This is a genomic window from Winkia sp. UMB3158 (assembly GCF_030217145.1).
In the GTDB taxonomy this organism is placed as follows: domain Bacteria; phylum Actinomycetota; class Actinomycetes; order Actinomycetales; family Actinomycetaceae; genus Winkia; species Winkia anitrata.
This window is the reverse complement of record NZ_JASONH010000009.1, coordinates 22,981-34,546: the sequence shown is the minus strand read 5'-3', so window position 1 is coordinate 34,546 and position 11,566 is coordinate 22,981. Positions and strand designations below refer to the sequence as shown.

Below are 11,566 nucleotides of genomic sequence, written 5' to 3'. Positions count from 1 at the left end.
GTAACGGTGAATTTTCTAATCGACATTTCTTTCGGCGAGGATTTGATCCTGTGGCCGCGGCAAGTACGCCTGGCGGCCGGTGTCGAAAGACTAGGGGATCTGCGCGACAAGCACGTACGCGAGATGACTCATGTGCCGGACCCACGAGAGCTAGAAGAGCGTGAACTAATCATGGAGACGTTGCGCGATTCTGTGCGAAAGAGGGAGCGGCTGTGGCTGCTCACTATGACGGATGCTCAAATAGGGGCATGGAAGACGTGGGTGGATGCGTCTTTACTCCACGAATTAGGACCGAAACAGAGCGCGCGTGAGCACGAGGTAACGCCCATCGGGATTGCCCCTAGACTACTGATCGATTTTCTGTTGGAACGGCGTACCAAGGCAGACAAGCTTTTCCTGACGGGGGCGTTACACGGGCTGGATTCGCTCCTGATATCTGCAAGGGCAGCAAAACAATTGCAGCAACTTGGCATTCAGCTGCAGCCGCGGTCCGTCCTAGTTCGCCTGTTCACCAACGCGAAGTTCCTGGCTTACCTGGTGGTGCTTGCATATTCAGCACTTAGAGTTCTGCCCGTAATGTTTGTGCGCGAATTTGAGGGATCTTTGGTTATGCTGTGGGCAATAGACCTGCTTACCGCTATCCCGTACACGTGGGGGTTACTAACCATGGTCACAGCGCCTCGTTTCGCAAAACGAATGCTTGGCATGGTGGTTACTATCGCGACGTTTATGGCTCCCTACGTGTACTTCGGTTTGCACGGCAGGGGCTATCCGCCCCACGTCATAGGCATCATCGCCATGTTGATCATGGGTACCTTCGCGTTGGAAGGATTCAAAGCGTGGATGGATCGGAAGGCCTATAAGTCACTGGCAAAGGTGGCTGCGCCGCGCCGGTCCAGAAGGTCGCGTTGGAAGCGTCCCAAGGGGCGGCGCAAGCACCTATTGCACTAGCGATTCGACGGACCAAGAATGGTGCGTGCTGCGCTGATGGCCAGAATCCAAAGTCCCGAGATGAGCCATGCAGCACTTAGCCACAGCGGACGCGATGGGGCGATTACAGTCATGTAGGCAGTGGTAGCTACCCAGATGACAGCCGCGGTGGCATTTAGTGCCCGTAGTCGTTTCACTCGGAAGGGGTGTACCCACTTCCACGGCACTACTGCGAGGATGGTAAAGACTACGATTACCAGCCAGTTGAACAGGGCGGGCGTCTGGAATAGCCACAGGATAATTGCGACTATGTTCCACGCAGCCGGGAAACCGACGAAGTACCAGTCAGAGGATTTCATCTTGGTGTTGCAGTAGCAGAACATGGATGATCCCAGCGCCAGGGCAGCGGCAACGACCGGAAGCGGCTTGGGGCCCAGCGGCAAATACAAGGTCATGAATATTGCTGGCACAAAAGTCCAGGTCAGGTAGTCAACCACGTTGTCCATCATTACCCCAGAGAACCACGGTACTACCTTGGTTACCTCTGCCTTCCTGGACATGGGGCCATCAGCGGCGTCAACTATTAGAGATATTCCTAGCCACATCCACATCAGTTTTATCTGACCGTGGTAGAGCGCCGAAATTGCCAGTAGAGCCCACAGTAGGCCCGTCATGGTGAAAAAGTGGATACCCCATACACAGAGGTACCTTCTTAGCGACCAGCTTTTTGTTTCAGTAGTTGCGGTCAAAGTCGTTAGCTTTCTCTATTGATACTGATGGCATAAGCATAAAACCAAATGTTAGTGACAATGACAACCCAGGCCCAGCTGTGAGCAATCTGTGTGAAAAGGTAGGCTATACACCAGATCGATCGCACTGGAGGACTACGTGTTCAATTCGCTTTCTGACAGACTGACAAACGCTTTTCAGTCCCTTAGAGGTAAAGGGGTACTCTCTGAGGCCGATGTAGATAAAACTACATCCGAGATCAGGCGTGCACTTTTAGAGGCAGACGTTGCGCTACCCGTAGTTCGTGAATTTATATCTAATGTCCGCGAGAAGGCATACGGGGTCTCGAAGTCTAGGTCATTGAACCCCGGCCAGCAGGTCATCAAGATCGTCAATGAAGAACTAATCCAGATTCTGGGTGGCGAGGCACGAGACCTACATGAGGCTGATAGAGGGCCGACCGTCTACATGCTTGCTGGTCTGCAGGGCGCCGGTAAGACAACGCTTGCCGGAAAGCTGGGCAAGTGGCTTACCGAGCAGGGAAAACGTGTCCTCCTGGTTGCTTGTGACCTACAACGTCCTAACGCTGTGAACCAGCTTCAGGTGGTTGGCAAACGGGCAGGCGTAGAAGTGTGGGCTCCTAACCCTGGAAATGGGGTCGGTGACCCGGTCGAAACTGCTCGCTCCGGGGTGAACCATGCAATCTTGAACGGTTACGACATGGTTATTGTCGATACCGCTGGCCGACTTGGCGTCGACGAAGAGATGATGAGTCAGGCGCGCGCCATCAAGTATGCGGTGGAGCCGCACGAAACTCTATTCGTCCTCGACGCGATGATCGGTCAGGATGCGGTTACGACCGCCGAGGCTTTCCGCGATGGGGTCGGATTCACTGGCGTTGTCCTCACGAAACTAGATGGTGACGCACGCGGTGGTGCAGCACTTTCAGTTCGTGGCGTTACCGGAGAACCAATCCTCTTTGCTTCCACCGGGGAAGGCCTTACTGATTTCGAACGCTTCCACCCCGACCGGATGGCCTCGCGCATTTTGGACATGGGCGACGTACTTACCCTCATCGAAACAGCCGAGAAGGCTTTCGATGAGCGAGAAGCGGAAGACATGGCGAAGAAACTCGCAAAGGGTAACTTCACTTTCAACGATTTCCTGGCGCAAATGCAACAGATGCGCAAGCTTGGCTCCCTGAAGAAAATCATGGGCATGATGCCGGGTATTGGCCAGTACCGCGAGGCGCTAGAGAACTTTGACGAAAAGGAAATCAATCGCATCGAAGCGATAGTTCGGTCGATGACTCCGGCTGAGCGTGAGGATGCCTCGATTATTCGTGCCTCAAGGCGAAAGCGCATTGCCGCCGGTTCTGGCGTGACCGTGGCCGAAGTCAATGGGCTTTTGAAGCGTTTTGAAGCAGCCCGCAAGATGATGCAGCAGGCAACCCGTTCCGGCCAGATTCCAGGAATGCCCGGTATGCCGGGAATGCCTGGTGTTGGGGGAGGGCGAGCCGCCCGTCGCAAGGCAGGCAAATCTAAGAAAAAGAAGCGCAAGTCCGGTTCCCCGGCACGAACCAACAGCGTAAAGAAGAGCGGCAATCCCGCCAAGGTGCAAAAGCAATCCAAGGGATCGGCATTTGGCGCCCCCACTTCTGCCCCCGCTCCTCAACCAAAGATGCCATCGGTAGACGAACTGCCTTACGATCTGAAGCGCTTGCTCGGAGGCATGTAGTGTTCCTCCCCGGCAAAGTAGGGCAGGTAGTGCAGGGCGAACTCAAGTTCGTCCCCTGCGGCCTGCATGTCGAGGACGGGCGGATTCGCCTGCCCGAATCCGGTCAGGACGGACATCGGTGGATCTTGCCTGGCTTGGTAGATGTGCACTGCCATCTTGGGATGCGCGGAGTGGAGCCAGTTAGCCGGGCAGAGCTAGAAGAACAGGGGAAGGCAGATCGCGATAGCGGCGTTTTAGCAGTCCGGGATTGTGGCACTGTCACGAACAATGCGTGGGTGAAGTCTGTCGCTTACCTGCCGCGCCTAATCCGGTGTGGGCGCCACGTGGCCCGCTTTAAGCGGTACATAAAAGGTCTGCCAATAGATGTTGACAACCAGGCCGACTTGCCGCAGGTGCTGTCGCATCAGGCTCAGCGGGCAGACGGTTGGGTGAAGCTCGTCGCCGATTGGATAGACCGTTCCATGGGGAGAGAGGCGGTTCTTCGCCCTCTGTGGGAGAAGGCCGTTCTTCGGGAGGCAATCGCCGCCGCTCACGAGGCCGGTGCCAAAGTGACTGCGCATTCTTTCAGCCACGAGGCTATCGATCCGCTGCTGGAAGCTGGCGTCGACTGTATTGAACACGGTACTGGCATGGATGAAGTGCAGATGCAGGAGGCGGCACGCAGGTCGATAGCGGTCACTCCCACTCTGTGTCAGGTGGGAATGTTTCCCACTTTCGCAGCGCCGGGCAGACAGAAATACCCGCTCTACTACGAGCAAATGATCCGGATGTGGGAGCGGCGCTACGAGCAGGTAGCACAGATGGTCGATGCTGGCATCCACATCATGGTAGGTACCGACACTGCGCCAAAGCCGCTACACGGGGGAATTGGCCAAGAGATTGCGGAATTGGAAAAGGTAGGACTGCCCGGTAGCGAAATCGTAGCGGCAGCCTCTTGGCGCACCAGGAATTTCTTAGAATTGGACAATCTTACCGAGGGCGCCAGTGCAGACTTTTTGTGCTACCACGAAAACCCGCTGGAAAATCCTCGGATCCTAGCCAAACCAGATGAGGTGTATCTGCGCGGGCGCAGATATAAGTGATATTAGTCGCCTGGTGGGGCAGGCCGGTTTAAAAAGCCGGCTATATGTGACACAATAGTTCGCTGTACCCGTCGCATTTGCCGCCCTCTCTGTAAGTGCGACGTGTCCGGACCTGCTAGACCAGACCCGAATCCCACCGGCGAGGCATGCAGTCCACCCGATTATATTTAGGAGAACCACACAAGTGGCAGTTCGTATTCGACTCAAGCGAGTTGGCAAGATTCACCGTCCCGTCTACCGCGTCGTTGTTGTAGACCAGCACAAGAAGCGTGATGGTCAGGTCATCGAGCGCGTAGGCCAGTACGATCCGAACCCGGATCCTTCGGTAATCAAGCTTCAGTCCGAGCGCATTCAGTACTGGCTGGGTGTTGGCGCACAGCCGTCCGACACCGTAAAGCGTCTGCTGGTTCTGTCCGGTGACTGGGCCAAGTTCAAGGGTGCCAAGAACACCGAATCGCGCATCAAGGTTGCCGACGCCGACGCTGCTTCTAAGCAGGCTGAGGAAGCCGTGAAGGCTGCTGAAGCTGACGCCGAAAAGCGTAAGGCTGCTGCTGCCGAGGCTAAGGCAAAGGCAGAAGCAGAGGCTAAGGCTGCTGAAGAGGCCAAGGCCGCCGAGGAAGCTGCTGCTTCCGAGGAAAAGGCTGAAGAGGCCGCTGAAGCTGAAGCGCCGGCCGAGGAGGCCTAATGCTAGCGGACGCCCTCGAGCATTTGATTGCCGGAATCGTTGACAACCCGGACGACGTCCGTGTCAGTGAACGCTCTATGCGCCGCGGCAAGCTTCTTGAAGTACGCGTAAACCCAGACGATTTGGGACGCGTTATCGGCCGTTCTGGGCGTACCGCACGTGCACTTAGAGCCGTCATGTCGGCATTGTCGAAACGCGGCCCTGTCCGCGTGGACGTGATCGACACCGACCGCGACTAAGACAAAGCGAACAACTGGGCTCCCCACAGCTAGGTGGGGGGCCCAGTTTTATGCCGTTAGACTAGTAGCTATGGACACCTTTGACGAGACAGTACTAGAAAATATTTGCGCCCCGGAGTTTCCTATAGGGGCGGTGCTGTGGGATCTGGACGGAACGCTCACTGATTCCGCTCCGGTCATTTTGCCTGCTATGGCCGCAACTCTTTCAGAGAAGCTGAATATTCAAGAAAACGAAGCTGATCTGCGGAGGTTTATCGGCCCGCCTCTGCGTCACACGTTCAAACACTTCTCGCCGCAGGCAGACGAGGCACAGCTCGCAGAACTAATCGATACCTATCGCGAGAAGTACCTGGCAAAGGCGGACCAAACCCAGCTTTTCGAAGGAATCGCCCAACTGGTTGACACCATCCATAGGGCTGGAATAAAGCAGGCTATTGCTACTTCTAAACCTGAAAAACAGGCGATCAAGGTAGCGCAGCTTTGCAACCTGGATTACGCAATGGAGGCGATCTGCGGCGCAGACGAGGCAGAGTCCCATTCAGATAAGGCGAAGATTGTAGGCAGAGCGCTAGCTAAGGTAGATGTTCCCGTCCAGAACGCGATCATGGTTGGCGACCGGCATTACGACATAGACGGTGCCGCAAAGAACGGGCTGTGCACGATTTTGGTCAGTTGGGGCTCCAACGCCGAAGAGTGGGAGAAGTCTAAGGCGTGGGCAAGCGCGAAGACGGCAGCCGAAGTACAAGAAATTTTGGAGCTTTAGTGAACGACAACCTGATGAGGGTAGGGGTTATTGGCCCCGCCAAGGGGCTCAAAGGTGGAGCAATAGTAGACGTTCGCACCGATTCAGCATCGGCACGGTTCGCCCCGGGAACCGTGCTGCAGATAGATGGCAATGACTACACCGTGCGCAGCTTCTATCGGTCAGGCAAACGATGGGTTGTGACATTTGAAGAGATTACGACCCGTGAAGAAATAGAAGCAATGCGCGGGAAAGTCGTCTCTTTTGATGTTTCCGAGGAGGAGCTGGACGAGGGCGAGTTCTACGCAAGTGAGCTGGAAGGACTGCCTATCTACGATCCGCAGGGAAACAAACTCGGCTCAATTAGCGGCCTGGAGTTTGGGATTGGGCAGGATCGGCTCAAAGTCACGACCGAGACCGGCACTTTCCTGGTGCCTTTTGTGAAGGCAATAGTTCAGGTTGACCTGCAAGCAGAACGCGTTGTTGTAGATGCCCCCGCGGGTCTTCTGGGGGACTAGCATGCAAATTGACGTAGTCTCTATTTTTCCTCAGTACTTTTCGGTGCTGGACATATCTTTGCTAGGCAAAGCTGAAGCCGCCGGGCTGCTGGACGTGCGAGTCCATGACCTTCGTGATTGGGCGAGCGACAAGCATCGCACCGTAGACGACACTCCCTACGGGGGAGGCGCGGGTATGGTCATGCGCCCGGACGTCTGGGGTAAGGCACTTGATCAGATAATAGGTGACGAAGACGTGGTACTTGCGTTGCCTACGCCCTCGGGGGAAAACTTTACCCAGCGCAAAGCCGAGGAGCTTACCCGGGCTAAGCGGATAGTGTTCGCACCCGGAAGGTACGAGGGTATTGATGCGCGGTTAGCCCAGCACTACCGTTCCAAGAAGAACGTCACCGTAATGGAATTCTCCATCGGCGACTATGTACTAAACGGCGGTGAGGTTGCTTCATTAGTTGTTATTGAAGCCGTCGGCAGATTGTTGGATGGCGTAGTAGGAAATCCCCTCTCGTTAGTTGAAGAATCCCATTCCACTGCGGGCCTGCTGGAATACCCCGCTTTTACGAAGCCTTCGCAGTGGCGAGGGCTCAGTGTTCCGTCTGTGTTATTGGGTGGCAATCATGCGGCCATCGCGAGGTGGCGACGAGACCTGGCATTGCAGCGGACCTGTGAACGTAGGCCAGACATGATCGCGCGGCTTGACGAGGACGAATTGGACAGTTCGGACCGCGAGGTTATTGCCGGCTGCGGCCTGTTGGCGCCGCCGTTCCACGGGCGGATCTCTTTTAGCCTTGCGCGAGCAGAGCAAGTGAGCCAACTACATCGCTTGGCTGCGCGCACATTCCCTGATGCCTGCCCGACATACTTGACGGAAGACGCCATAGCTGATTTTGTTGCGCAAAACTTGAACGAGGCGGAATTGGCTAAAGCGATTGACCGTCAAGAGATTCTAGTTGCGCAGGTTGGTGAGCAGCTCGTCGGTTACGCATGGATCACACCACCTGCTGCAGATGGAGCGGTTCCTACATCCACTCTTGAAAAAGCGATGCCGCAGGGGGGTGCCTATCTCTCGAAACTGTATGTAGATTCGCAGTGGCGGGGCAGTGGTATTGCTGGGGCTTTGCTAGAGGCGGCCATTGCACAACTACTTCCCCCTGCCACGCCTGCAATCGGCCTCGGTACGAACCAGGGCAACAAACGAGCACAAAAGTTCTACCGCAGGCACGGTTTCCGCAAGAAGGGCACCCGCATGTTCAAGGTAGGCGGCCAGCCCAACCGAGACGTGTGCATGGTGCGAGAACTCACAGGTGACGACCAGTACTAACTGTGCGACAATGGATCGGTCTGTGACGTGGGCGAATCCTGCCACAGGGGGACGCCAATGCGCTCGCAGACGCCATGAAGTCGCCGGGGTGTTCCCGGCCTATGGCTAGCGGTGACCTGTGGCACCGATAGCTTGAAGGAAAACTGATGCAGAAGTTTGATCAGCTAGACGCCGCTTCGATGCGCGACGACATCCCCCAGTTCCGTGCAGGCGATACCGTCAAGGTAAACGTTCTGGTTACTGAAGGAAACCGTTCGCGTGTGCAGGTCTTCCAGGGCCTCGTAATCGCTCGTCGCGGCGGCAAGGGCCTAGGCGCCACTTTCACCGTTCGCAAGATTTCGTTCGGTGTAGGCGTCGAGCGTACCTTCCCGCTACACGCACCTACCATCGAATCGATCGAGGTTGTGACCCGCGGCGATGTCCGTAGGGCCAAGCTTTACTACATCCGCGATCGTCACGGCAAGGCTGCGAAGATCAAAGAAAAGCGCGAAAACGCATAGCGTTAGTAGTAAAAAAGTGTGGGGCAAGAGCCCCACACTTTTTTGTTTGCGCTCAGCTATCTGCGTTTTCTAATAGAGGTGAAGGCTAACGCTGCTCCAGCCCCCAGCAACACGGCACCGAGGATAGTAAGCCACTGCTCAGCCATACCGTTGGATCCGGTTTTTGCTAGTGGGCTGGCATAGGGCTTAGAAGTCACTCGAGCCGGCCCGGAGGGCGCCGGTGCCTCTTTACTGCTTTCGCCATCGGCGGGTTGGTTACTGTCAGAATTTGCGGGGGCATTCCCATCGCCGGAGGCCGCGTCTTCGCCGGGGGAAGATCCCTCTATAGGCTTGGCGGGTGACTGCACTGCAGTGTCATTGCCGGAAGTCTCAGGGGCTGTAGAAGGAGTGCCGCTGCCCGCAGTCCCAGGGACTGTAGTAGCCGCTGGAGTATAGCCAGGTTTATTGGGCCCTGCCGGCTGGCTGGGGTGCTGTTTACCGGTCGCGGCACCTACCTGGAAGGATATTGGATACCACGGGGAGTACTTCCCAGTAGCCACGTCTTTAGCCCGAACCTGAATCTGATAACGACCCTGTTTTGTGAACGCCCAGTTGGTATGCAGGTGCGTCCTGTTGGTCGTGTGTAGGGTGCTTACTCGGTCGGAGGCGGCAATTATATCGGCCAATTTCCCCAAATTTTGAGTGAACGCCCACCACTTGGCTCCCTTGGGACCGCTGTGCGGTTTTATCTCAATGTCCACTCCCTTGGGGAAGTGGGAATAATCGAGTTCTTGCGTAGAGAAGCCAGGCCACACCAGACCGGATTTCTGATCTTGAGGAAGAACAAACAATTCGGTGCCGTGCGGGCCCAAGAAATTGAAGCTGGCATCAGCAAATACATGCTTCGACCGTTTTGCCCTAGCCTGAGGGCGAACGGCCAGACTCACCTTGGCGAGGTCGTGCACCATGGGCTTTTTTGAAAATGAGCCAGAGTCGTCCCCCAAAACCATTGCTAGTCCGTTGCCGGCCTGTACTGCCCGTACATCGACATGGCCGTCTGAAATTACGGCTTTTTTGGTGCTCTTTGGCGGAGTAACTTCCTTTGTGGGGGGAGCGGGGGTCGGCTTTGCTGGTTTGTTGCCACTTGGTGCGGGTTCTTTTCCACTTGGCAATTGTTCCTCGACCTCTGCAGGGGCGCCCGTGGGGGCATCTACAGAAAGCGGATGTGCACTGATCGGATCGCCGCTTCGTCCTACGTAGGGGGTAGAGCTAAAAGTCACTATCCCAGTTTTGGGTAGTGGATAACCAAGCCTGATTGTCTTGGCGCCTACGTTGGTACGAGAATTGGGTAGCAGCCGCAGTTTCAGCGTGTACTTGCTGCCGGTACACCCTTCCTGGGGCACCACCATCTGCCGGCGAGCCGGAGAAGAGATGAAATCGATCTCGCAGGATGGGTATTTCCCATTGGGAGTGTCATAGAAGCCGCCCACTACTCGAAAGCTCAGATTCTTGTCTTCAGGTATGGCGGAGATCCGGGCATATTCTTCGTCCAGGCTCGTAGCGCTCAGCTTCACTTTGGCGCTGGTTACCGGGCGGTCATCGTTGGCGAAGGCGGGAGCGGGCGAAGTAGTTTGCTTTTGCGGAAAACTACCGGGGTTAGTGGTCGAAACCTGCGGAGCAGCACTTTGGTAGCGAACAGGAGCGGAAATCCACTTTTTGCCTCCTTGGGTAGGAATAAATACCACCTGGAAGTTAGACGGGGCAGAACCGACCATCTCCGTCCAGGCCGCTTTTCCGTTTTGAACTGGCACTTCCGCAAGGTGGTAGCCGTCGATGTAGAACAGGGCGGTACCGCTCGCGTTATCATTGCCCGCATCGAAGAGCAGATCGCTTAGGTGCTCATCGCCGTCTTTGTCGCGCCCCTCATGCGGTTTCAGGGTGAAAGAGGGAGATTGGTCGCCCTCGGAAGGAGCTGCATCATATGCAGCCCTGGGGTCGCTAATCCCTCCTTTTGTAGGCTTTGTGCCACCGACTTGCCAGACCAGCCTTTGCGGGGCAGAAGCGATGAATCGTCCCTTCTGGTCCCGTGCCGAGGCCCGGTAGGTGAGTGTGTAAGTGCCCGGCTTCGTAAATGTCGTGAGGTTGTGGGTATGGCTGCCCGGATTTATCCATGCTGACCGCATGCCAGGAATGTGTGATGCCAACAGCCAATCATCAGACTTGAACAAGTTCATCTCGCCGGGGCCGTCAAAGCCGACCAAATCTAGATTGAAGGATCGATCCTTGAACTTATCGGCAGGGATATCAATGTCTGCACCAAAACCGGCCCAAATAGGGGAGTTACTAAAACCAGGCAGAATGGGGGCCTGGTATAGCAGTGTGCCGGGCTTTCCAAGACCGGGAATGGTGTTGTCCTTTGGGATCTTGTAGATGTATTGCTGTTCGCCGGTGGGTTTGTAGCCCTTTCCTACCCAGTTCACTGTGCTTTGGAGGGGGTGGAGGGCGCCGTCGACCTCTGCGTTTAGAGTGAAGTTATTGCGCTCCCAAAAAACTTTTGGGGAATCGACGTGTGCCTGTGTGGCAACAAGCAGATCGTCACTGGGACCGGCTTGTGCACTGGTCCAGGGGATACACAGAGCGCTGAATGCGGCAATCGCTGAAATAAACTTTGTGCGCATAGGAGCCGTTTCTAATAATGCGAATGGTTGTCATTAGCGATTGTCTGTTATGGGGGCGGCTTCGTCAACTACTACTTCTTTAGGCTGCCTCCAGCTGGTGAGCCGCCTTAGCGGTTATAAGTGGCACGAAATAGCGCTAAACGCTTAATTATTACTTTTCTCACGTACAGTCTTTTGGGAAAAACTAGGCTGTTTTTTAGTGAGCAGGCGAACTAAAAACCTTAAAAAAGGTAAACGCACCTTAAAAAATATAGGTACGTTTTTTTAGAGCGCGCCAAACTGTGCTCGTCAGTAAGAACGTCCCAGCAGGTCAGCTGGCTAATTTTGGCCTAATGTGGGGCCGATTCGCCCCCTCTACAACGAACTTCAGACGAAAGTCCTAGATTTGCGCAAGTGGTGTTCCGCACATACGGACGCCCCCCTTGAAGG

11 protein-coding genes are annotated in these 11,566 nt (G+C 55.6%); 9 read left to right on the top strand and 2 right to left on the bottom strand.

Annotated elements, in window-relative coordinates; genetic code table 11:
* Positions 1-6: 6 nt before the first annotated feature.
* The gene (locus tag QP400_RS09710; protein WP_048706482.1) at positions 7-951 is read left to right on the top strand and encodes a hypothetical protein; all 945 of its coding nucleotides are present in this window, start codon (positions 7-9) and stop codon (positions 949-951) included.
* Here the strand turns inward: QP400_RS09710 and QP400_RS09705 are convergent.
* A complete protein-coding gene (locus QP400_RS09705; protein ID WP_004804681.1) occupies positions 948-1,604 on the bottom strand; it encodes a CDP-alcohol phosphatidyltransferase family protein in 657 nt (218 codons plus the stop codon). The two genes, QP400_RS09710 and QP400_RS09705, sit on opposite strands and share 4 nt — an antisense overlap.
* A 214-nt stretch (positions 1,605-1,818) precedes the next feature.
* Between QP400_RS09705 and ffh the strand changes: the two genes are divergently transcribed.
* From ffh to rplS, 8 genes are all read left to right on the top strand, one after another.
* On the top strand, positions 1,819-3,396 hold the full coding sequence (gene ffh / locus QP400_RS09700) for a signal recognition particle protein (RefSeq protein WP_004804683.1): 1,578 nt from the start codon (positions 1,819-1,821) through the stop codon (positions 3,394-3,396).
* Positions 3,396-4,478, top strand: coding sequence for an amidohydrolase family protein (locus tag QP400_RS09695; RefSeq protein ID WP_004804685.1), 1,083 nt, complete (start codon positions 3,396-3,398; stop codon positions 4,476-4,478). Before ffh ends, QP400_RS09695 begins: the two co-directional genes overlap by 1 nt.
* A gap of 184 nt (positions 4,479-4,662) precedes the next feature.
* A complete protein-coding gene (gene rpsP / locus QP400_RS09690) occupies positions 4,663-5,163 on the top strand; it encodes a 30S ribosomal protein S16 (RefSeq protein ID WP_004804688.1) in 501 nt (166 codons plus the stop codon).
* Positions 5,163-5,402, top strand: a complete 240-nt coding sequence (locus tag QP400_RS09685) for an RNA-binding protein (RefSeq protein ID WP_004804689.1) — start codon at positions 5,163-5,165, stop codon at positions 5,400-5,402. The genes rpsP and QP400_RS09685 overlap by 1 nt, the downstream gene beginning before the upstream one ends.
* Before the next feature lie 70 nt (positions 5,403-5,472).
* Positions 5,473-6,165, top strand: a complete 693-nt coding sequence (locus tag QP400_RS09680; protein WP_004804691.1) for an HAD hydrolase-like protein — start codon at positions 5,473-5,475, stop codon at positions 6,163-6,165.
* The gene (gene rimM, locus QP400_RS09675; protein WP_004804694.1) at positions 6,165-6,662 is read left to right on the top strand and encodes a ribosome maturation factor RimM; all 498 of its coding nucleotides are present in this window, start codon (positions 6,165-6,167) and stop codon (positions 6,660-6,662) included. Before QP400_RS09680 ends, rimM begins: the two co-directional genes overlap by 1 nt.
* Before the next feature lies 1 nt (position 6,663).
* Positions 6,664-7,980 (top strand): tRNA (guanosine(37)-N1)-methyltransferase TrmD, encoded by a 1,317-nt coding sequence (trmD, locus tag QP400_RS09670; protein WP_004804697.1) that lies wholly within the window; start codon positions 6,664-6,666, stop codon positions 7,978-7,980.
* Between the two features lie 146 nt (positions 7,981-8,126).
* Positions 8,127-8,480, top strand: coding sequence for a 50S ribosomal protein L19 (gene rplS, locus QP400_RS09665; protein ID WP_004804699.1), 354 nt, complete (start codon positions 8,127-8,129; stop codon positions 8,478-8,480).
* A 56-nt stretch (positions 8,481-8,536) separates the two neighbouring features.
* Here rplS and QP400_RS09660 read toward each other — a convergent pair whose 3' ends face one another.
* On the bottom strand, positions 8,537-11,137 hold the full coding sequence (locus QP400_RS09660) for a choice-of-anchor M domain-containing protein (RefSeq protein WP_004804701.1): 2,601 nt from the start codon (positions 11,135-11,137) through the stop codon (positions 8,537-8,539).
* Positions 11,138-11,566 lie beyond the last annotated feature (429 nt).